Annotated in this window: 22 protein-coding genes; 6 read left to right on the top strand and 16 right to left on the bottom strand. The window is 65.4% G+C overall.

What is annotated here, in order from left to right; translation table 11 throughout:
* Position 1: 1 nt before the first annotated feature.
* From LDB05_RS09410 to LDB05_RS09420, 3 genes are all read right to left on the bottom strand, one after another.
* Positions 2-1201 carry a redox-regulated ATPase YchF gene (locus LDB05_RS09410; protein WP_226007665.1) on the bottom strand — a complete coding sequence of 400 codons (1200 nt, stop codon included), beginning with the start codon at positions 1199-1201 and terminating at the stop codon, positions 2-4.
* 242 nt (positions 1202-1443) lie between these two features.
* Complete coding sequence (locus LDB05_RS09415; protein WP_226007666.1) at positions 1444-2421, bottom strand: ArsA family ATPase; 978 nt, start codon at positions 2419-2421, stop codon at positions 1444-1446.
* Entirely contained in the window at positions 2421-2717 is a 297-nt protein-coding gene (locus LDB05_RS09420; RefSeq protein WP_226007667.1) for a DUF7990 family protein, read from the bottom strand. The genes LDB05_RS09415 and LDB05_RS09420 overlap by 1 nt, the downstream gene beginning before the upstream one ends.
* Positions 2718-2791: 74 nt before the next feature.
* Here LDB05_RS09420 and LDB05_RS09425 point away from each other — a divergent pair, with 74 nt between their 5' ends.
* Positions 2792-4012, top strand: a complete 1221-nt coding sequence (locus LDB05_RS09425) for a CobW family GTP-binding protein (RefSeq protein ID WP_226007668.1) — start codon at positions 2792-2794, stop codon at positions 4010-4012.
* A 71-nt stretch (positions 4013-4083) separates the two neighbouring features.
* Here LDB05_RS09425 and LDB05_RS09430 read toward each other — a convergent pair whose 3' ends face one another.
* Together LDB05_RS09430 and LDB05_RS09435 are read right to left on the bottom strand one after the other, a co-directional pair.
* On the bottom strand, positions 4084-4287 hold the full coding sequence (locus LDB05_RS09430; protein WP_226007669.1) for a hypothetical protein: 204 nt from the start codon (positions 4285-4287) through the stop codon (positions 4084-4086).
* A 108-nt stretch (positions 4288-4395) separates the two neighbouring features.
* Complete coding sequence (locus LDB05_RS09435) at positions 4396-4716, bottom strand: hypothetical protein (RefSeq protein WP_226007670.1); 321 nt, start codon at positions 4714-4716, stop codon at positions 4396-4398.
* A gap of 129 nt (positions 4717-4845) precedes the next feature.
* Between LDB05_RS09435 and LDB05_RS09440 the strand changes: the two genes are divergently transcribed.
* Positions 4846-5076: a DUF8107 family protein gene (locus tag LDB05_RS09440; protein WP_226007671.1), complete on the top strand. Its 231-nt coding sequence runs from the start codon at positions 4846-4848 to the stop codon at positions 5074-5076.
* Positions 5077-5097: 21 nt separating this feature from the next.
* Here LDB05_RS09440 and LDB05_RS09445 read toward each other — a convergent pair whose 3' ends face one another.
* On the bottom strand, positions 5098-5334 hold the full coding sequence (locus tag LDB05_RS09445; RefSeq protein WP_226007672.1) for a DUF8007 family protein: 237 nt from the start codon (positions 5332-5334) through the stop codon (positions 5098-5100).
* A 215-nt stretch (positions 5335-5549) separates the two neighbouring features.
* Between LDB05_RS09445 and LDB05_RS09450 the strand changes: the two genes are divergently transcribed.
* A complete protein-coding gene (locus LDB05_RS09450; RefSeq protein WP_226007673.1) occupies positions 5550-6158 on the top strand; it encodes a DUF8052 family protein in 609 nt (202 codons plus the stop codon).
* A 230-nt stretch (positions 6159-6388) separates the two neighbouring features.
* Here LDB05_RS09450 and LDB05_RS09455 read toward each other — a convergent pair whose 3' ends face one another.
* The 3 genes from LDB05_RS09455 to LDB05_RS09465 all read right to left on the bottom strand — a co-directional run bounded on the left by LDB05_RS09455 (position 6389) and on the right by LDB05_RS09465 (position 11967).
* The gene (locus tag LDB05_RS09455; protein ID WP_226007674.1) at positions 6389-8227 is read right to left on the bottom strand and encodes a carbon starvation CstA family protein; all 1839 of its coding nucleotides are present in this window, start codon (positions 8225-8227) and stop codon (positions 6389-6391) included.
* A 386-nt stretch (positions 8228-8613) separates the two neighbouring features.
* Positions 8614-9693, bottom strand: a complete 1080-nt coding sequence (locus LDB05_RS09460) for a pyridoxal-phosphate-dependent aminotransferase family protein (protein ID WP_226007675.1) — start codon at positions 9691-9693, stop codon at positions 8614-8616.
* 153 nt (positions 9694-9846) lie between these two features.
* Positions 9847-11967, bottom strand: a complete 2121-nt coding sequence (locus tag LDB05_RS09465; protein WP_226007676.1) for an ATP-binding protein — start codon at positions 11965-11967, stop codon at positions 9847-9849.
* A 212-nt stretch (positions 11968-12179) separates the two neighbouring features.
* Between LDB05_RS09465 and LDB05_RS09470 the strand changes: the two genes are divergently transcribed.
* Positions 12180-12887: a class I SAM-dependent methyltransferase gene (locus LDB05_RS09470; protein WP_425498597.1), complete on the top strand. Its 708-nt coding sequence runs from the start codon at positions 12180-12182 to the stop codon at positions 12885-12887.
* Between the two features lie 198 nt (positions 12888-13085).
* On the top strand, positions 13086-13994 hold the full coding sequence (locus LDB05_RS09475) for a hypothetical protein (protein WP_226007677.1): 909 nt from the start codon (positions 13086-13088) through the stop codon (positions 13992-13994).
* Positions 13995-14012: 18 nt separating this feature from the next.
* Here the strand turns inward: LDB05_RS09475 and LDB05_RS09480 are convergent, their stop codons facing one another.
* A complete protein-coding gene (locus tag LDB05_RS09480; protein ID WP_226007892.1) occupies positions 14013-14789 on the bottom strand; it encodes an NAD(P)H-hydrate dehydratase in 777 nt (258 codons plus the stop codon).
* A 142-nt stretch (positions 14790-14931) separates the two neighbouring features.
* Between LDB05_RS09480 and LDB05_RS09485 the strand changes: the two genes are divergently transcribed.
* The gene (locus LDB05_RS09485; protein WP_226007678.1) at positions 14932-15561 is read left to right on the top strand and encodes a phosphoribosyltransferase; all 630 of its coding nucleotides are present in this window, start codon (positions 14932-14934) and stop codon (positions 15559-15561) included.
* 346 nt (positions 15562-15907) lie between these two features.
* Here the strand turns inward: LDB05_RS09485 and gdhB are convergent, their stop codons facing one another.
* The 6 genes from gdhB to msrB form a co-directional block, all read right to left on the bottom strand.
* Positions 15908-17233 (bottom strand): glutamate dehydrogenase GdhB, encoded by a 1326-nt coding sequence (gdhB, locus tag LDB05_RS09490; protein ID WP_226007679.1) that lies wholly within the window; start codon positions 17231-17233, stop codon positions 15908-15910.
* Positions 17234-17235: 2 nt separating this feature from the next.
* On the bottom strand, positions 17236-17382 hold the full coding sequence (locus LDB05_RS09495; protein ID WP_226007680.1) for a rubrerythrin-like domain-containing protein: 147 nt from the start codon (positions 17380-17382) through the stop codon (positions 17236-17238).
* Positions 17383-17495: 113 nt separating this feature from the next.
* Positions 17496-20492, bottom strand: coding sequence for a bacterio-opsin activator domain-containing protein (locus LDB05_RS09500; protein WP_226007681.1), 2997 nt, complete (start codon positions 20490-20492; stop codon positions 17496-17498).
* 273 nt (positions 20493-20765) lie between these two features.
* Positions 20766-20939 carry a DUF7556 family protein gene (locus tag LDB05_RS09505; RefSeq protein ID WP_226007682.1) on the bottom strand — a complete coding sequence of 58 codons (174 nt, stop codon included), beginning with the start codon at positions 20937-20939 and terminating at the stop codon, positions 20766-20768.
* Positions 20940-21083: 144 nt separating this feature from the next.
* Positions 21084-21290, bottom strand: a complete 207-nt coding sequence (locus LDB05_RS09510; protein ID WP_226007683.1) for a DUF2196 domain-containing protein — start codon at positions 21288-21290, stop codon at positions 21084-21086.
* Between the two features lie 89 nt (positions 21291-21379).
* A complete protein-coding gene (msrB, locus tag LDB05_RS09515; RefSeq protein ID WP_226007684.1) occupies positions 21380-21781 on the bottom strand; it encodes a peptide-methionine (R)-S-oxide reductase MsrB in 402 nt (133 codons plus the stop codon).
* Between the last annotated feature and the right edge of the window lie 59 nt (positions 21782-21840).

Here is a 21840-nt window from a genome sequence, read left to right on the forward strand (position 1 = left end):
GTCAGTTGGTCGTGATCACTTCGATCACGTCGCGGGACTCGACCTCGTAGTCGGTTCCCAGTTGCCGGTTCGTCCGGCAGTCGATCGCGTGCAAGAAGCCGTCGCCGATATCTGAGTGGAGACTATAAGCGAAATCCTCCGCGGTCGAGTTCGGCGGGATCAGGTAGCAATCGGGCAACACCTCGCCGCGCTCGTTGCCCAGTCCGTTCGCACCGCCGGGGAAGACGGGCGTGACGCCGAGGACGTCGAAGAGCGCCGTCTCGAGGGCCGCCTGCACGCCCGTCGCGCCGAACTCGTCGAGGAAGCCCCGGATCTGCTCGAGTCCCTGTTCCTGGTCTCCGGAGACGTCGCCGACGATCTCGAAGTCCCCGTCGCCGGGTCGGTAGTCGACGACGCCGGCCTTGTCGGCCGACTTCAGCGCCTTCTCGGCGTGGGCGCTGCAGGGAACGATCGTCAGGTGGTCGTACTCGGGGTCGTTCGCGATCTCCTCGTAGTTTGCCTGCGCCTCGGGGGTGTCCATCTTGTTCGCCGCGATGACCATCGGCTTGGTCTCCTTGCGGATCTCGCGGGCGAGCCTGAGTTCATCGTCGGCCTCCCAAGCCGCAGGGTCGAAGCCGACGTCCGTCCGGCGGATGAGCCGCTTGATCTCGTCCTCGCTGGTCTTGAACGCGCTCATCTGCTCGGCCAGCTCCTCCTCGATGGCGTCGTCCTCGGTCGTATACCCCGTCTCGTAGCGTTCGATTCCCTTCTCGAGGACGCCCAGATACCACTGATCGAGTTCCTCCTCGAGGAAGGCGATGTCGTCGCGGGGGTCGTGGCCCTCGGTAGCTTCGCCCTCGGCGTCCGTTTTGCCGGAGAAGTCCACGACGTGGACGAGCACGTCGGTCTCGTTGAGATCCGAGAGGAACTGGTTGCCGAGCCCGTTGCCCTCGTGTGCGCCGGGGATCAGCCCGGCCACGTCGACGAGTTTCGTCGGGACGAACCGCGTCCCGTCGGCGCAGTAGCCGACGTTCGGCGTACATTCCTCGTCGAACTCCGGTGCCGCGCAGTCGACGCGGACGTAGGCCTCGCCGACGCTGGGATCGATCGTCGTGAACGGGTAGGCCCCTTCGGGCACGTCGTTCATGGTCGCTGCGTTGAAGAAAGAGGACTTGCCGACAGATGGTTTGCCGACGAGTCCGATCCGGTAACTCGTACTCATTATCCGTCCGTAGCGCGGGCCGCCTAAACGGGTTTCTGTCCGACAGCGCAGTGGTATGTGTCGCCCTGGCAAATTCGGCCGATCGCTGGGAACGGGCTCGCTCGGCTCGCCGGGACGCATTCGAGTTCGAAAAATCCGATCGGCTCGAATCCGCCGCGGCTATAGTAGTCGTTGAAACGATTTACTCACCGCTCGAGTGCGAGCCGGGAGTGCAATGACGTTCAACGACTACGATACCGAAATCAGGAGACGTGGGTCGGCGGCTCGGCGGCCGTTTCGATGTCGAGTTCGGCGGCGACGTCCGACAGGAGGTCGCCCTTGACTTCCGAGCTCCGCCAGCCGATCTCGGCGACGAGGGGCGGCTCGAACTCGGAGCGGACCGTCTCGAGGCGCTCCGCTTCCGTTTCGACGCGCTCGCGGAGGTACCGCCCGCCGCGGCCGTTCTCGTCGGGGTCCGGCGAGGGCGTGAGTTTGTTGGCGACGAGGCCCCGGACCGTGAGGTCCTTCTCCTGCAGATTCGCGATCGCGCGCTCGGTCTCGTTCAACGACAGTTCGTCGGGGTTCAGGACGAGGAAGAACGCGGCGTCGTCCTGGAGCGCCGACCCGGCGAAGTCGAAGAACTCCTTGCGATCCTGCAACCGCGCGAGGACGGGGTCGCCCTCCATGACGCGGCGCGGTTCGTTGCTCCCGACGGCGGCCTTCTCGAAGAGGTCGATGCTCGTCCGTCGCTTGTGCATCAGTCGGTCGATCCACCCTTCCAGCAGGTCGGGGAGTCCGAGGAGCCGGAGCGTGCTCCCCGTCGGCGAGGTGTCGAAGACGACGCGATCGTACTCCGCCGCGTTCCGCATCACGTCGACGAACCGATCGAACAGCGCCGATTCGTAGGCGCCGGGGGTTCCGTGGGCCATCTCGAGTTGTCGGTTGATCTCGTTGACCATCGAGGCCGACACCTGTTCGGAGAGGTCCTGTCGGATCTCGTCGAGGTGGCGGGTCACCTCGTCCTCGGGGTCGATCTCCATCGCGTCGAGGCCGTCGATCCCCTCCACCGATTGCGGCGAGTCGTCGAACGGCTGGTCGAACACGTCGGTGACGGAGTGGGCCGGGTCGGTCGAGACGACGAGCGTCCGCTGGCCGTCGCGCGCACAGCGGAGCGCGTACGCACAGGAGACGGTCGTTTTGCCGACGCCGCCCTTGCCGCCGAAGAAGACGAATGGCTCCATCAGAAGTGGTACTGCTGTCCTTTGCGTTCGAGATACGTGCTACGATCCCACAGCCGCCGCTCCCACGATTCGAACTCGTCCTCGAGGTACGGGAGCAGTTCCGCGGTGTAGTAGGAAACCGGCGACGGAATCCCGAACGCGTCCGGGAAACACGCCAGAATGAACGCGTCCTCGGCGTCCTCGGCTTCCTTCTCGATCTTCTCGTACGACGGGTGTGTGATCATTCCGTGATAGAGCCCCCGTAACCACTCGTCGAGCGTCTCGCGAAACGCTTCGATCCGGTCGGCCAGATCCATGCCAGTATCTGTGTATCGAACGCTAAAAACCCTCGTGGATCGCTTTCAAGAGGCTCCGATCCCAGTGTCCGGACATGGAGACGAACACGGACGACGACATCCCGGTCACGATCCTCTCTGGGAATTTGGGTGCCGGGAAGACGACGCTTCTCAATCACCTGCTCTCGAACGCCGGCGATCGGACGCTAGCGGTCCTCGTCAACGACATGGGCGAGGTCAACGTCGACGCCGAACTCGTCGCCGAAGGCTCGGAACTCGAGCTCGACGACGGCGTGACGGAGCTCTCGAACGGCTGTATCTGCTGTGAACTCCAGGACGATCTCGAGACGGCCGTCGTCAGGCTGGCCCGCGACCGCTCGTTCGACCACCTCGTCGTCGAATCGTCGGGCATCTCCGAGCCCGCACCCGTCGCGCGGCTGTTCACGACCGAGTCCCGCGTCGCCGCGCTCTACGACGTCGACACGCTCGTGACCGTCCTCGACACGCCCGCGTTCCTCGAGGCCTTCGCGGGGGAGGAACGACCCGAGCGTCGGGGGAGCGAGGACGACCGGCCGCTCTCGGACCTGCTCGTCGAACAGGTCGAGGTCTCGAACCTCGTCCTGCTCAACAAGGCCGATCTGTGCTCCGAGGGGGAACTCGCCGAGGCCGAGGAACTCGTCGGTGCGCTCCAGCCCGACGCGGAGACGATCCGCACGGAGTTCTCGGCGGTCGATCCGGACCGACTACTCGGCGCCGGCCTGTTCGACGCCGGCCGAGTGAACGACCTGCCGGGCTGGAAACGCGCGCTCGAGTCGGACGACGGGCACGAGCACGATCACGGACACGACGGGGACGACCACGGCGGCCATCACCACCCCGACGAGGTATACGGCGTCTCGTCGTTCGTCTATCGGTCGCGACGGCCGTTCCACCCCGAGCGGTTCGACGAGTTCCTCCGGGAGCTCCCGCGATCGATCGTCCGTGCGAAGGGGACCGCGTGGCTCGCCGACAACGAGATGCGCGTGACGATCGCCCAGGCCGGCCCGTCGATCAGAGCGACCGCGCAGGGACCCTGGATCGCCAGCCTCCCCGAGGTCGAACGCGACATGTATCGATCGAACCGACCGAACCTCGAGTGGCACGACGAGCACGGCGACCGCCGGACCGAACTCGTCTTCATCGGGACCGACTACGACGAAGGAGCGCTTCGGACGGCGCTCGAGGACGCGCTCGTCACTGACGACGAGTGGGAGACGGATTTCGACGGGCCGTTCCCGGACGAACAGGGCGAGGAAACGGTCGTTCGAGAGCCGTAACGACGGGTCGAGTTCGAGCGACAGGCGGGGAGCTCGATTTCTGGGGATGAGGGGGAGAAAACGGAGACCGATCAGCAGGCGCAGTCGCGACCGCTCGAGCGTTCGAAGCGCATCTCGTCTCCGCAATCCGGACAGACCGGATCGCCCTCGAGGTCGACGTCCCTGATCCGAACGGCGCAGTCGTCACACCAGTAGGCGCCTTCGGAGCCGTCGTCGGGGCGGCCCTTCGGCGAGGGCGACGCGAGCGCCGATTTCATCGATTCGATGAGTCCCATAGTCGACGGTTCACCTGTGGCGGAAATAACGTTGTGCTACTGTGTGTCAGAGACACACGACCGCGTACTTGCAACCAGTTCGGAATCGGTTCGCCGTGACGGAGTCGGTCATCCAACGACGAGCGGCACTGCGAGCGCGATCAGGATCACCGTGAGGATCGGAATCAGGTAGAACAGTCGCTCGGCGCGGACCGCCGACGGCACGCAACCGGCCGTCTCCGGACAAAACGTCCACACCTGTCGATAGAAGGCACCGATCGCGACGACGGCGAACAGCGCCGCGGAGAGTCCGATCGCGATCTCGAGTGACAAACCGAGCGCCTGACCGTACAGCGGACCGAACGACAGCAGGACCATGAAGGCGAGCCCGACAACCACGAAGAAGGGCACGGGATCGACGTGAGAGCCCTGACGGTTTCGCAGGTGCATACTGGTCGTTGTCCGCCGAAGGACAAAGAGCTATAGCATGTTTTGATCGCCCGAATTCAGCGCCCCGGTTCACGGAACGGACGGGGAGAACAGCGAACAGTATAAGTGGCGGTGACGACCTCTCCCTGTATGAGCGATGGTGACACCGAGCGAGATGATGACGGGTTCGAGGCCGGCGTGTCGTCTTCGCAGGGTGACCCCCGCGTCCTGATCGCGATGAACGTCGTGCTTTCCACGCTATTCGCGTGGTCGATCGTCTGGGGGCTGTCGTTCATCGGAGCCGTCGAGTTCGGGCTCATCAACGTCGCAACGGCCGCGATACTCCTGTTCGCGATGACGTATCTCGTGACGATGTCGTAGGCGGTGTCGGCCGGAATCGGACTACCGCCCGTAAATCAGTCGTCGACCGAAGTCGTCGAGTCGCTCGCTGACGCGCCCGGCCCAGGCACCCGGCGATATCCGTCGAAGCTCGTCGTCCTCCACCTCGATGGCGGACTCGCCGAACGGGTCGCGGGTTCCTTCGCCGTCACCATCGCCGTCGTCCTCGCCGGACGACGCGACGTCGACGACCGTCGACATCGAACACCGGCCGCAGCTTTCGGTCTTTTTGCCTCCCATGTGAATCCCTTGCACGAGAATACGTCTCCGGCGGCTAAAATCTACCGACCGGTCGACGGGGACGACAAATGGCCGACCGTATCGGGAACGGACCCACCGACGAATATTTGATACCCCGACGGTAACCGGTGGTATGAGAGATTGGGTCATGGTATCGAAGCGAACGGAACGGCTGCTAAGCCCCGAACGAACGCCGTCACGGCCGCAAGCACGCGATGAATGACGAGGCGACGCCGGCGGAACTCCCGGCCGAGATCCGCGAGGCGGTCCCCGACTGGGAGGACGAGTATCTCGACCGGGTCTCCGACCGGCTGATGTACAACTACGACCTCGAGAAGGACCGTCGCGTCGCCGGCGAGCGGTGGGATCTCTACGGAGAGATGCGCGTACTCAGCCAGAAGCAGTTCTTCCACCCGTCGCTGAGTTACGGCGATCACGAGGCCGAAGAGTACCTCTTCGCCCGGCGCGAGTCGCGGCCGACGGTCGCGGAACTCGAGCGACTCGTCGAGCTCGGCCACGACCTCGCCGACGAGCACGTCGTGGCCGACGAGGAACATTTCGGGACGGACTTCACGTTCGTCCTCGTCGCCGACGAGATAGCCGACGACGTCCGCGAGTTCGTCGCGGACTTCCGCGACCGCACGTTGCTGAAGTTCGGCTACCACGGCCACTACGAGATCAATCTCGTCGTCGTCGCCCCGAAATCCGACGACCACGTCGGCAGCGAGGCCGCCGACGTTCTGGAAGCGTTTACCCTCTGGGAGGACGTGAGCACCCCCGACGAAGGGATACTGTCGCGGTTCGCGAAACGGTTCTGGCAGTAGGGCTGCTCCGACCGCCTGCGGAGAGCGACTCACGAGGATGTCGGCGACGAACTCGGCTATGTTCTCCAGATCGCGGGGCCCCTTCCAGGAACCGAGGCGGAACTCGTCGACGGCATACCGGAAGCGTTCGAACCGGCCATCAGAACGCGGTCGATTTCCCTCCCGTTGCTGTTCGGTACTGCCGTCTGTCAGCCAGGTGCGCAAAGAAAACGAACGGCGATCGATCGATGTTAGTCGTCGCTCGGTTCGGCTGCGGGGGTCTCGGGTCCGCGACGGACTGACTGAATGTTATTGTATCCGAGTCTGACGAGTGCGAGTGCTAGACCGATGAGAACGAGTCCGAGAACCATCTGCACGACCGCGGAGGCCTGCGCACCGAGGGTCCCCGCGCCACCCTGAATCAGGTTCAGGTAGAGGTTCTCGTAGAACACCAGGATCGACAGCCCGAGAACGGTGATCGTGACCATGATCGCCATCGGGACGCCGGTGGAGACGAGCTGTTTGTTGTCGTCCCAGTTGGCGAGCCAGACGGTCGCGGTAAGCAGCGCCAGCGCAGCGAGCAGCTGGTTCGCACCGCCGAACAGCTGCCAGAGGACGACCCACTGGCCGGAGATGACGAGCAGGTACGCGGGGACGATCTGCACGATCGGGTTCGTGTATCGGCCGCGTGCGATCGACCGCGGATCGAGGTTCAGTCCCGTATCGGTCCGCCCTGCCGGCGTCCCGACGATCTCTTCCATCATGTAGCGACCGAGACGGACGGCCGTGTCGGTTGACGTCAGCAGGAAGCTACAGAGGACCAGCGCCATGAACACGGCACCGACGGACTCTGAGACGCCGAGGCTGGTGAGGATGATACCGCCACCCTCTGCGAAGTTCGGAAGCGCGGCACCGATCCCGCCCGCGGGATCGGCGAAGCCTGCGACTGCGAGCGTCGAAAGCGCGACTGCCGCGAGAAGGCCTTCGCCGAGCATTCCGCCGTACCCGATCAGACGGGCGTCGGTCTCGTTATCGAGCTGTTTGGCGGTCGTCCCGGATGAAACGAGCGAGTGGAAGCCGCTGATCGTCCCGCAGGCGATCGTGATGAACAGCAGCGGGAACAGCGGCGCGAATCCGGCGGCCTCGACGCCCCAGAAGCCTTCGAACGCACCGATGGAACTGTCGATAACGAGTGGCTGGGCCGACGTTCCGAGTATCGTCCCGACGATGATCGCGACGATCGCTCCGCCGACGCCGGTGTACAGCAGGAACGACGACAGGTAGTCGCGCGGTTGGAGCAACACCCAGACGGGCAGTGCGCTCGCGATCGCCGCGTAGACCATCACGACCGGAATCCAGCCCGCAGTGTTACCGCCGAGTGCGGCCGCACCGGGCACCCAGTTACCGGCACCGCCGAGCAGGACGATCGTTCCGGCCGGGTAGTCGCCGGCGAACAGCGCCAGCGGGTACTGAAGCCCCACCCAGACCGCTGCGAAGACCCCGACAACGAAGACGATCGTACCGGGGATGAACGGCCCGTTGAACTGGTACAGGTAGACGCCGAACGCCAGCGCCAGCCCGATGTAGAGCAGCGAGGCCGTCACCACCTGCGGATACGCGTTGAAGACGATCCCCACGACCAGCGCGAACACTGCGACCACGAGCATGATCGTCAGGAACGCGAACCACAAGAGCATGTTCTTGCCGCCCTTTCCGACGTACTCGCCGATCATGTAGCCGATCGACTTCCCTTCGTGACGGAGACTCCCCGACAGCGACACGAAGTCGTGAACGGCACCCATCAGCGGGTTCCCGAGTGCGATCCACAGCAAGGCGGGCACCCATCCCCAGATAGCACCGGCCGTGATCGGTCCCACGATCGGTGCCCCACCCGCGATGCTCGAGTAGTGGTGGCCCAACAGAACCGGTTTTTTCGAGGGGACGTACTCCTGTCCGTCCTCGTATTTGTGCGCCGGTGTTTCTGCCTCCTCGTCGAGTTCGACGAACTGCGTGAGGTATCGAGAGTACCCCACGTAGCCGACGGTGAAGGTCACCAGTACTGCCGCGATGATCCAGATTACCTGTGTCATGTTACGTCTACGCAGACAGAGTGGGCCCAATGACCTTAATTGTTATTTGTCTTTATTGGTGGTTTTGCGTGTATTTTTTAATCCCATCCCGTACACGGATGGTAAATTACGTCATCGAAATCGAGGGACAAACCGTTCCGAAGCGGTGTTCAACGCCTGTTTTGACGATTTTCTTTCATACGTAAAAACTGATCAATCGTCCACAGTGATCGGGCCGACGGCGGGTTCCGACGGGCGAATGAGTGCACGCTATCACCGACCGCTGGGAGAGGACGGGACGAACAAAATCCGTGTATTCCTGACTAATCGGAATCGAATCCATATAAGACGTCCACTGTTCCGGTCTGCGTCTCAAATCGTATAACACACTCACGGACGAGTATCGATCAGGGAGAGGACTGGTCGAGAACGGCTTCCAGCGCGTCCATCGTCCGGTCGACCCGATCGATCCGTGCGTTGTGACCCATGTGACCGACTCGAAGCACGTCGTCCTCGAGGTCACCGAGCCCGGTCGCGAGGACGATATCGTGTTCGTCCGCCATCGACTCCTGTAGCCGACCGGCGTCGCCGTCGACCGCGAGCGCGGTCACGGTCGGCGACGACCGCCCGTCGTCCGGATAGAGCGACAGCCCGAGATCGGTCGCTCGCTGGCGACACCGCGTCGCGGCCTCCTCGTGGCGTTCGAAGACGTTCTCCAGCCCCTCCTCGAGCAGGAGATCGACGGCCGTCTCGAGACCGTACAGGTTCGACGACAGGTGCGTGTAGGGGAACCACTCCTCGGCGGCGGCGTCGCGCCACGGCTCGAGGTCCGTGTAGAGGCCGTCCGTCTCGAAGGACTCGATCTTCGCCCAGGCGCGGTCGCTGACCGAGCAGACGGTCAGTCCCGGCGGTGCGCTGAAACACTTTTGCGAGGCACCCAGACAGACGTCGATGCGATCGGTCGGCACCGGAACGCCGCCGAGCGAGGAGACGGCATCGACGACGCTGATGACGCCGTGATCCTCGAGTACGTCCAGCACTGGTCCGATATCGTTCAGGACGCCCGTCGGCGTCTCGCAGTGAACCATCGTGGCCACGTCGAACGAGCCGTCCTCGAGGTGGGACTCGACCGCCTCGACATCGATCGGGTCCTGCCACGACGTCGTACAGACCTCCGCCTCGCCGTCGTACATCTCGACGAAGTCGGCGAAGCCCTCCCCGTAGAGCCCGTTCGCGATGCACAGGACCCGATCGCCCGGCTCGACCAGCGACGCGATCGCCGCCTCGAGCCCGAGGATCCCTTCGCCGCCGAGGATCACGATGTCGTCGTCGCCGTAAATCGCCTCGAGTTTGTCAGTCAGCGTCCGGTAGAACTCGAAGAACTCGGGCTCGACGTCGGGGTTCGACGTCGGCTCGCTCATCCGTTCGCGGACCGCCGGCGGTACCTCGGTCGGACCGGGGGTCATGCGGAGTCGATCGTCGGTCATACGGAATCCACCGGCGTGTTCGTGCATAAATCGCTCGAGGCGCGAAGGCCGCGGTATCGTGCTCCTCGGCGATGGAACGCAGCGGGTTGTAGCCACTGAAACGATTTCCACACGAATCACAACGCATTCCTGCGATTAGGTAGGCAGTGAGTTTCAGTGGCTACTATCCTCGTCGGCTGTCGGCAGCGTGAACGAGAACGTCGACCCGTCGCCGGGCTCGGAGTCGACCCAGATCTCCCCGCCGTGTCGTTCGACGATCCGCTCACAGAGCGCGAGACCGATTCCCGTCCCGGAGTGTTCCTCGCGACTGTGGAGCCGTTGGAACACCTCGAAGATTCGCTCCTGATCGGACGGGTCGATGCCGATACCGTCGTCGGCGACGGACACCGTCCATTTCGTTCCGTTCCGTTCCGCCGAGACGCGTATCCGTGGCGGTTCCCGCCCGGTGTACTCGATCGCGTTGGCGAGCAGATTCTGGAACACCTGCCGCAACTGCCGCTCGTCACCCCTCACGCGCGGGAGCGACTCCGCGGTAATCTCGGCATCGGTACGCTCGATTTTCACCTCGAGGTTCTTGCTGGCGTCCTCGAGAACGCGCTGCAGCGACACTGGCTCGAACTCGTTCCCCCGGGTCTCGACTCGCGAATACTGGAGCAGGCCGTCGATCATGTCGCGCATGCGCTCGGCCCCGTCGACGGCGAACGCGAGGAACTCCTCGCCGTCCGCGTCGAGTTCGTCGCCGTACCGGCGCTCGATCAACTGCAGGTAGCTGGAAACCATTCGCAGCGGTTCTTGCAGGTCGTGGGACGCCGCGTAGGCGAACCCCTCGAGCCGTTCGTTCGATTCCTCGAGGTCGGCGATCAATTCCTCGAGTTCCGCCTGATACTGCTGGCGTTCGATCGCCTCGGCGAGGACGTTGGCGACGCTCTGGACGAAATTGACGTCCTCGTCGGTGAACCGTGCGGTGTCAGTATCGTGCGTGCCGAGGATCCCCCACGGGTCGTCGACCGGGCCGATGATGGTACTGATACCGCTGCGGACGTCGTGGCTCGTCAGCAACGCGGGGCCGCTAAAACGGGTTTCCGTCTCGAGGTCGGCGACCACGATCGGCTGATCGCTTTCGAGCGTGTACGCGGCCTGGGAGTCCGACTCGTCGGCCGATACCGTTTCCTCACCGACGAGACCGTCGCGCCAGCCGACGCCCTGCCGGAGCAGGAGTTCAACGGCCACCTCGTCGAGGTCGAGTACCTTGCAGTACTCGTTGTCGAGGACGGTAGCCACCTGCCTGGACGCTTCGTGCATGAGCTCGTCGAGGTCGTCGGTCTCGAGGGCGAGCTGACCGAGATCCGCCACGACCTGTTGCTGGTGTGCCCGCCGCTCGAGCTCCCGCTCTCGCTCTTTGCGTTCGGAGAGATCACGACCGATGCCCGCAAGCACGGGCTCGCCGTCGGGGCTCTCGAGGGCCGTGGCAGCGAATTCGTAGGGAATCCGCTCGCCGTCCCTCGTTCGGAGGTCTGCTTCGAGCTGCACGCTCCCGGTGTCGAATCCCTCCGCGATCGCGTCCGCGATCCGGTCGTACTCGTCGGGATCGAAGAAATCCGCGGCGCTCATCGACGCGACGTCCGCGTCAGAATACCCCGTCACCTCACAGAGGCTCTCGTTCCAGCGCTGTATCGTGCCGTCTTCCTCCACGACGTAGAAGACATCGTGGATGGCGTCCAAGACCTGTGCGGTGTACGCGCGGTAGTGCTCGAGGCGCTCGTTGGATCGCTCGAGTTGCTCGTTTGCCTCCTCCAGTTGGCCGACGATGGTCTCCAGTTCCGACCGCGTGTCCTGGAGTTCTCGGTTGCGTTGCTCGAGTTCTCGCGTTCGCGTTTTGGCCGCTGCGTTGTGGATGCCGGCAGCGAGGCCCGCAACGCTGGCGAGCGATGTCAGAATGACGACCGCCGAGGGATCCTCGATGGTCTCGCCGGGCTGGAGACTGTACAATGCGAGGACGGCGAGCATGACGCCGAGCCCGCTGAGACTCCACGTTGCGATAGCGCCGTAGAAACCGTCGTGGATATCGAACGCGGGCAACCGGTACGCGAAGTAGATGAGGACGACGCCGGGACCGGCGATGAGCAGCAGATCGATGAGGACGCTCTCGAGCGGTGTTCCAGCCGTGATTCGCGCGAGGGACAGGACTGCAGCGAGCACGACGAAGATCATCCCGAGGGCGATGATACTGCGTCGTCCGCCGACGACGGAGACGGGACGGCTCCGATCGATCATTGTCGTTGTTCAGGTGACTGCCGGTATGAGGGTTGTGTTCGAAACAGTGATCGCAGTCGGATGCCGCAATCGTGGCGGACGACGGGAGCCACCGAGCGTCCCTTTCGTCGCTCATCGACGGACCCGACGTCCGTGATCGCCCTCGGAACTGTGCTCCGAGCGACGGGAAAACCGGTATCACGCAGTTCGTCGTCGGTTGCACTGGAGAGCGCATGACCGATTGCAAGACTCAGCGTCGTGTGAGCGAGCGGCGAATCGAACATCCAACGTTCGCGGCCCTGTACGATCGGTGCATGCCGGACCGGTTCCTGATCGGTCGTCACCGCGAGTACCTCGCGGACGGCCTCTCCGGGCGCGTCCTCGACGTCGGTTCGGGGAACGGCGCGATGATTCCCTACGCGGCCGACCTCGGCGCCGACGGCCTCGAGTACCACGCGATCGAACCGGATCCGCACATGCGACGCCGTGCGGCCAGCACGGCCGAACGCTCCGACCTGCGGGTTCACCTCCGTGGCGACCGCGCGGAGTCGCTGCCGTACGTCGACGATGCGTTCGATACCGTGCTCTCGGGGCTGGTCTTCTGTACCATCGACGATCCCGACGCGGCACTCGAGGAGGTCGCACGGGTAGTCAAGCCGGGCGGCGAACTGCGATTTCTCGAGCACGTTCGCGCGGACGGCTGGCGGGCCCGGGCACAGGATCGTCTGGATCCGTTGTGGGAGCGCGCCGCCGGCGGGTGCCAGTTGAACCGGGAGACGGTCGAGCGGTTCGTCGGACACGACGCGTTCGACGCGCTCGAGATCGAACGCATCGAGTTCGGCGTGTTTCCCGCGACGCCGATCGTTCGCGGGCGGCTCAGACGGCGGACCGAAGGCGCTTCGCTCGGCCAGCGCGCGGCCGCTCTCTTCGGGACCGGGTGACCTGCCGTTCTGCAGGGGGCTGGGCGACGGTAGAAACGGTTCTCTCGCGTACTGGTTCGAGAGCCGGGTTCGTGGGGGTACTGGCCGACTACCGATCGTCGGTACTCGACTGGACCGAACCAGTCGCCGTCAATTTTCAACTGCTGAGTACAGTCAGTATTTCTTATACATCCGCTGTCGGTTGTCGAGATACTGTCCATGCATCGCAAAGGGACTCGGCGCTGGCAACGGACCGATCGGCGGTCGTACCTCGCGCTCGCTGCCACGACTGTTGCAGGGACGATCGGTGCACCCGAACCAGCCGTCGCGGCATCGACCGAGGAGTACGAGACGGTCACCGTTCCCGCGGGCGAGCGCGAGATCGTCCGGGTGAACGACGGCGAGACGTTTGAACGCGTTCTGTTCGACGTCACGGCCGACGGTGCCGCGGTGACGATCGTCGCCTACGGTACGGACTGGACCATCCGAAACGTCGCGGTTCGGGGCCAGGTCGACATGGGGGACGAAACGGTGATCGGGGCGGCCGACACCGGCGGCGGCACCTCCCGCATCGAAAACGTCTGGCTCGGCGACGGGGCGGTCTACGAAGAGAAGGGCGGCACCGGAATCTGGGTCAGGCCGGACCACGACGGCCACCTCGAGATCGATCGCGTGAACGTCCAGAACATGGGCGACAACGCCTTCTACTGTTCGGCGCCGGGTGCCGGCGGCGGGGGGACGGTCGCCCTGCGGAACTGCTACGCGGCGAACTGCTGGATCTCCCACTGTCGGCTCGCCTGGGGGATCGTCGACAACTGCGTCGCGGCAGTAACCGACGACCGCCAATACCGGCAGGGACGGGGCGTCTGGGCGTGGCCGCCCGGTCCGGTCCTGGTTCGGGACTGTCAGTTCGCGATGAACGGGGAACACTACTCCTTCGTCCCCGGTGCGAACGACACTGGGAGCGACATTTACGTCGACGACACGCAGTGGGACGACGATTTCCACGGCGGCTGGACCGACCACCACGGCGGGACGGTGAGTTTCGGGAAGAACACCGGTACTGATCCGCAAGACGTCGTTCCCGATGGCTGTCCGACGTCGGTTGCGGCGGCGCTCGAGCCGTAGCTCGCCCCGTGGGTTCCGTCATCGAATCGTGTTCGGAATCCGTTCGATGACGTCTGTCGCGACGACGCCGGGTCCGTACTCGGCCGTGGCGAGTTCGCCGGTCTTGCCGAGGATCCACGCCCCGAGTTCGGCGGCTTCGCGGCGATCCATTCCCTGCCCGAGCAGGGACGCCACGATACCGGCCATCGTATCTCCGGTTCCGGCGACGGTCAGCGCCGACGTTCCGGTCTCGTTTTCGATCCGTTCGCCCGCGGCGACGATCTCGTCGACGTCCCCGGTCAGAGTGATGACTCCCCCCGTCTCCTCGGAGAACGTCTCGAGCGAGCCGTAGGCCTCGTATATCGGGTCGTCCTCGGAGCCGCTGGGCGTCAGGATGGCGTTCGAGAGGTCCGCCTCGAGGCCGGGTTCTATCGCCAGCGCGTCGATGACGACGGGAATCTCGATGCGGTCGACCGCCTCGCGGACCGCGTCCGGATCGGCGTCGACGAGGCCGGGACCGATGACGAACGCGTCGGCCCAGTCGGCCACCTCGAGTGTGGGTTCGATCGCGCCGCCGTCGAACTCCTCGTCTCCGTGGTGGTCGACGAGCAGGTCCGGCGAATGGCTCGCGACGATCTCGTAGATCGGTTCGGGGACGAACACTCGGACGTGATCGGAGCCGGTCCGAAGCGCCGCTCGGCCGACGAGCGCCGGCTGGTTCGGATACGCGACGCTCCCGCCGACGATCCCGACGCGGCCGTTCTCGTTCCCGCTCTCCTCCGAGACGTTGGAGAGCGTCTGCTGGAGCCGTGCCATACACACCGTCCCGAGCGGCGTCGGGTAGGCGTTCGGCAGGCGAGTTCCGGTCCGATTCCCACTCCCGGTGTGGACGACGCGGCCGCCCCGTCGCGTGCGACGTAAACGCATAGTACGCGGCCGTCGTACTCCCGCATAGACCATGTTCGACGACCGAACCGACGCCGGCGAACGGCTCGCGGCGGCCCTCGAGGACCGCGACCTCGATGTCGACGTCGTCCTCGGAATCCCTCGTGGGGCGCTACCCGTCGCGCGGCCGGTTGCCGACGCCCTCGATGCCCACCTCGACGTCGTCGTCGCGCGCAAGCTGGGCGCGCCGCAGAACCCCGAAGTGGCCCTGGGCGCGGTCGCCAGCGACGGCAGCGTCTGGTACAACGACGACCTGATCGACCGGCTGAACGTCTCCGACGACTACCTCGCGGACGTCCGGGCCGAGGAGGCCGACAACGCACGCGAGAAGGCGGATCGATACCGCGAGGGGGACGGACTGCCCGACCTGCAGGGAAAGCGGGTCCTCGTCGTCGACGACGGCGTCGCCACCGGTGCGACGGCGACCGCCTGTCTCCGGCAGGTACGGGACACCGGGGCCGAGTGGGTCGGCCTGGCCGTGCCCGTCGGCTCGCCGCGAGCCGTCGAGGACCTCGAGCGCGAGGCCGACGAGGTGATCGCCCTTCGGACGCCCGCCGAATTCCGCGCCGTGGGGCAGTTCTACCACCAGTTCGGACAGGTGAGCGACGAGGAAGCGCTCGAGTACCTCGCTCGAGAGTCGTGAAGCGGGATCAGTAGTCGAACCGGACGAACGAGGGAATCCACGCTAACCGGAACCCCCAACGTGCGGTGGCACGCGCTGTCGGCCAGCCGAGCGAGAGCGAGGGTGGCCGTCGATCATGCGCGAGGGATGAGCGAGGGAAGAATGACTGAGCGTTAGCGCGGAACCTTCGGTTCCGCGAACCATCCGAACGGGCGCGCAGCGCCCGTGAGGAGAACTCGGCTGGGGAGGGCGTGGCCGTTCCCCGTTGCCACGGTAGCAGGACACATCGTGTCCGGGTGCCCTCATCGGGCCGGGGTAACCGTGAGACGGGAACAGTGCTCCATCACGGTTCGACGCATCTACTCGCTTACGGCCAGAGCCCGCGCATCTCGTGTGCTTCAGCGATTCGATCGAGCGCGACCGCGTACGCGGCGTCGCGCCACGTCACGTCCCGCCGCTCGACCTCGTCTCTCAGCGCGGTCCAGGCCGTCACCATTTCGGACTCGAGTTCCTCGTTGACCCGCTCGAGGGACCACGCGCGGCGGTTGATGTCCTGGAGCCACTCGAAGTAGCTGACCGTGACGCCGCCGGCGTTCGCGAGGATGTCCGGGATCACGTGGATGCCGCGCTCCTCGAGGATGGTGTCGGCGGCGAAGGTCGTCGGCCCGTTCGCGCCTTCGACGACGATGTCGGCCCGCACGGTGTCGGCGTTGTCCGCGGTGATGACGTTGCCGACGGCGGCCGGAACGAGGACGTCGACGTCGAGCTCGAGAAGTTCCTCGTTCGAGATCCGGCGCGGTCCGTCGGGTCCCCCATCGAGGGTGGCCGCGAACTGCGTGACGGCTTCCGGCTCCTCGTCGTGGGAAGGGATCGCCCCGACGTCGATTCCGTTCGGGTCGTAGACGGCCCCGTTGACGTCGCTGACAGCGACGATCGTCGCGCCCCACGCCTCGAGCAAGCGGGCGGCGTTCGCGCCGACGCTACCGAAGCCCTGGACTGCGACGGTCGTCTCGGACAGCGGGTACTCGTAGTACTCGCAGGTCTCCCGGGTGACGATGGCGACGCTCCGGCCGGGCGCTTCTTCGCGGCCGTAGCTGCCGCCGACGACCGGCGGCTTGCCGGTGACGACGCCGGGGATGGTCTCGCCTTCCTGCATGCTGTAGGCGTCCATCAGCCAGGCCATCGTTTGCGGGTCGGTGCCCATGTCGGGCGCCGGAATGTCCGTGTTCGGGCCGATTACGTCGCGGATCTCCTGCGTGAACCGACGCGTGAGTCGTTCTTTCTCGTCGTCGCTCAGCGACTTGGGGTCGACGACGATGCCGCCTTTCGCGCCGCCGAAGGGGAGATCCATCACCGCACACTTCCAGGTCATCCACATCGACAGGCCGACGCACTCGTCGCGGGTCACGTCGGGGTGGTAGCGCAGTCCGCCCTTGTAGGGCCCGCGGACGCTGTCGTGGTGGGCCCGGTAGCCGGTGAAGACCTCGACCGACCCGTCGTCGCGCTCGAGCGGAACCGTCACTTCGTGGACCGCCGTGGGATGCTGGAGGCGCTCGAGGGCGGCGTCGTCGACGTCCAACTGCGCGGCGACGCGCTCGAGCTGTCGGCGCGCGGTCTCGAGGGCGGTTTCGGGGTCGGTCGATCCGGCCGTCGCTTCTCGGGTCGGTGGTGAAGAACGGTCCTGAGAGGACATACTTACTCGATCGGTGTCCGTCGATTACGCATCTCGGCACCGCACTCGGGACAGGTGTTCGACTCGGACGTCCGGACGACGGTTCCGCAATCGAAGCACTCGTAGGTCGATTCCGCCTCGGGGTCGAGTTCGGCGTCTTTGTAAGTCATGATAGCAACGACGAGCGTGTCCGATTCGGACGATCGTCGCATTCAGGAATACAAGGTATATTAGGATCAGTATAGCCGTCAGATAGCTAGCGTCGGCGGACAAATGGGGTTCACTATTCAACTCCGTGCGTACTGTTTGCCGGCAGTCCGATCTCGTCGAAGACGACGTCGAAGAGTTTCCGCTGGGCGGTCCGGATGTGCCGGTAGAACGCCGCCGGCGAAATGTCGAGCGCATCGGCGACGTCTTCCCCCGAATTTTCGCGGGGCGATTCGAAGTACCCGCCGTAGTACGCGAGCTGGACGACCTCGAGCTGTCGATCCGTGAGCCGGTCGCGCAGTTTCGCGTCGAGGTCGCGGAGCGTCGCTCGCTCGACGGTCCGCTTCGATCGGAGTTCGACGTCCGAGAACGCCGCCGAGACGACGTCGGCGCTCTCCCTCGCGTCGACGGATCGGGGGACGTCGACCACGACGCGAGCGGTCGAGGGGGTCGCCTCGATGCCCCGTAACACCACCCCGTGATCCGCAAGTCGGAGGGCCAGCGCCGGTCGCGAGAGGTGCAGGAGGACTGCACCGCCGGCATCGGCGTCGGCGTCGGTGTCGCCAGTGGTCGCCTCAGTCCCGGCCTCTCCGCTTCCCTGTCCGGTACTACCGATCACCTGTGCGCGCTCGACGCTCACGAGCTCCTCGGCCGCGGTCGCGACCGCCTCCGGCGTCGCCCCGTCGACGGTCGCGAACACCGACGCCCCGTCCTCGTCCTGGCGAACGCCCCCGTCGAACGAGAGCACGGCGTCGGTCCGCCGGGCGAGACGACCGAAAATGAACGAGTCGTCGCCCACCTCGAACTCGAGTCGCGTACTCGCGCCGGAGACCAGCGCGCGCTTTCGCTCGACCGCGGCGATCGCGGACGCGATCGTCTCGCCGAGTTCCGCGAGGACGGCACGGATCATATCGTCGACCGCCTCGGGCTGGTCCGCGTAGACGGTCAAGACGCCGTACGTGAACTCGTCGTAGGACAGCGGGACGCTCACGACGGACTGGAACTCGCAGGCGAGCGCCGTCGACCGCCACGGTTCGTCGCGCAGTCCGTCGGCGACGTTGGACACGACGGTGACGTCGCGATCGGCCGCCGTTTTGACTGCGGGCTCGCTCGCGTCCGCCAGCGAGAGCGACACGCTATCGAGATACTCCCGGCCGGTCGTCGCACCGCCGTGAGCGCGCGACTCGAGGCGCTCGCGAGCGGCGTCGGCGATACCGATCCAGGCGAACGAGAACCGGTCGGCGGCGGTGAGCCGGTCACAGACGGCGCGTTCGATCTCCTCACGGGTTTCCGCCCTGACCAGCGCCTGATCGAGCTCCCTGATGATCTCGTTGACTCCGTTGAGGCGAGTGAGCTGTCGGTTCCGGGCCTCGAGTTCGCGGTCCCGTTCGCGCAGCGTCCGCTCCCGCTCGACCCGGTCGAGCGCGGCTTCCGCGGTCGCCGCGAGGAGGTCGGTCAGCTCGCGGGAGACGTCGTCGAACGCGTCCGACTCCGTCGATCCGACGACGAAGACGCCGTGATCCCCCAGCGGGACGTACGCGGCGCTTCGCAGGTCGGTCCCGGGGCTCGAGAGTGACGGGGAGTCGTGAACGTCCGCGAAGAATCGGCTCTCGCCGTCGACGAAGACGCGACCGGGAATGCTGTCGTCCGTCGCCCGGTGATCGCGGACCGGACCGTGTAACCGCTCCGTCCCCGGTGCGGACGCGGCCGCCCGCAACACGTTCTCGTCGGTATCGAACAGGTACGCGGCGCTCGCCTCGAGGTCGAGGACGTCCGTCGCGTCCGAGACGACGATGTCCGCGATCTCGCGGTCGGTTTCGGCGTACAGGAGTTCCCGGGCGGTCCGGTGCAGCGCCGTCAGCGCCTCCTCGCGGCGCTTTCGCTTCGTCACGTCCCGGCAGCTGTAGAGGGTCGTCCCGCCCTGGATCGAGACCTCGCGGACGTTGACCAGCAACGTGTGTTCGCGCCCTGCCCGGTCGGTCGCCGTACACTCGATGTTGGTCAACACGCCCGCCGCCTCGAGTTCGTCGCGATCGAAGAGGCCGGCCCCGAGCAGTTCGTCGATCGTCCCCATCTCGTGGATCTCCTCGTCCGAATAGCCGAAGATGAAGTGGACGTTCGGACAGACGTAGGTGAACGCGCCGTCGTCGTCCGTGATGAGGACGGTGTCGGTCATGTTGTTGAGCGTCACCCGGTGGAGCTCCTCGGACTCGCGGAGTTCCCGCTCGAGTCGGGCGCGTTCGGTGACGTCGGTCGCCCGCGCGAGCAGCGAGACGACGGTACCGGAGTCGTCGCGGACCGGCCGGACCGTCACTTCGAAGGTGTCTGCATCGGTCGGATCGGCGGGTTCGCTCGCGGAATTGTCGTCCCTTTCGGTCTTACCGGCACCGCCAGCGCGGACTCGAGTCAGTTCCCGGTGTGTGATCTCGCCGCTCGCCGCCCGTTCGACCGCGTCACGGAGCGCAGTCCGACCGTCAGCGGTATCCCGCCACCAGGGGAGGTCCTGAAACGGCCGGCCCCGAACGTCGCTCGCGGCCGCGCCGATCGCCTCGAGCGCCGGCTCGTTGGCCCGCCGAACGGTGCCGTCCGGCTCGAGCACCCACGAATAGGTCTCCGGGTCCTCGAATATCGCGTCGAACCGGCGCGCACGCGTTCGCTTTCGACGTTGTTCACGGCCCGTCGAGAGCGCTCGTTCGATCGCCGCCCGATACTCCTCGGTCGGGTCGCCGGTACCGCCGGATGAAACGTACGCGGTGACGCCCGCGGCGATCGCCTCGCTGGCCAGCGACTCGCTCCCGTGGTCCGGGGCGAGCACGACCGGGAGATCGGGATCGCGCTCGCGAACCGTCTCGAGGAGGTCCAGTCCGGTCGAGTCTACGTCCGGAAGGGACTGTGCGGTCAGGAGACAGTCGACGGGATTCGTCTCGATGTGGTCGAGCGCGGCGGCTGCCGTCGACACCGTGGTGACGTCCAGCGGCTGGTCCTCGAGCGTGCTATCGAGCGCATCGAGTCCCCGCTCGGGGAGCGCGACGACGAGGAGTCGGGCCTCATCGCGCGGTCGTACGGTAGGCATTCGTCTCCCGTACGGGCCCCTTCGGATAGAAAGCATCGTTCCGTCCGCGCTCGCCGGGACCGATACCCGTTCACCGCTCGAGTCCGTACGAACGATCGGTCGACTTCGCGATCCGACTCGGTCGAAAACACGTCGAAGATCCGACGGCGGTGCGGCTCCCGAGCTCGCGGCGACGTTGTACGACCGGTATCCGACCGTCGAATCCCTGCTCGAGGCGAGCCGCGACTAACCTAGTCCGTCGCACCGCGGCTGGAAAAAACCGTCCGAAGCGCCCTATCGGATCTCGTCCACCGAGACGGCCTCGTGCTCGGATACGGCGATCCAGGCGTCGTCTCGAGCGATGTCGGCGATGACGAGGTGCGATCGACCGTCGATCTCGTCGATCGCCGCGACGACGTCGCTCGACCCGTCCGCCTCTCGTCCGACCGATGTCGCTTCGGGTGCCATGTTCAGGTATTCACACACGACCACCATGAATGTTCCGAAATAACCCGAGATAACAGTTGGATATAGATCTAACTTCGGCTATTTAGTTTACATTCAGAACTTATATTCGAAATTCTCGAACGGCGGCTTCGCAACGGGAAATCGTCACTCGTCGGGGACGACCGACCGGACGTGGCCGACGACACCGCTTTTCAATTTCACGTGCGCACCGTCCGGCTCGTCGCCGTGGATCGTTCCGATCTCGCCGATGATCGGCTCCGTATCCTCGGACTGCGGATCCGCGTCGTCCTGCACGATCTCCACGGTCATCCCCTGTCGCAACTCGTCGGCGGTCGGACGGTCGGTAGACATGGGGGGAGGTGAGCCGGGTATTTCGAAAAGCGTGGTGCCTGCATTCGCTTCCCCTCCCGAAGCGTCCGATCCGGGTCGAACGACTCGCGTTACTCGTCGTCGAACTCGAGCGCGACGGAATTGATGCAGTAGCGCTTGCCCGTCGGATCCGGGCCGTCCTCGAAGACGTGGCCGAGGTGGCCTCCGCAGTCGGCACACAGGACCTCGGTGCGGCGCATGCCGTGGCTCGTGTCGGTTCGGGTTTCGACCCGGTCGTCGTCGACGTCGTAGAAGCTCGGCCAGCCGCAGCCGGAGTCGAACTTCGTCTCCGAATCGAACAGTTCGGCACCACAGCCGGCACAGGCGTACGACCCGTCCTCCTTGTGATCGACGTACTCTCCACTGAACGGGGTTTCGGTGCCTGCCTCACGGAGGATTCGATACTCTTCCTCGCTCAGTCGGTCGCGCCACTCGTCGTCCGTCGTCGGACCGTGATCGGCCTCGTTGCTCATGGTCGCTCTTGGGGCGAGACGTTCAAGAGTCTGTCTGCGTCCTCGGTCCGAGCGCGATC

It is taken from the genome of Natrinema salinisoli (genome assembly GCF_020405205.1).
GTDB lineage: Archaea > Halobacteriota > Halobacteria > Halobacteriales > Natrialbaceae > Natrinema > Natrinema salinisoli.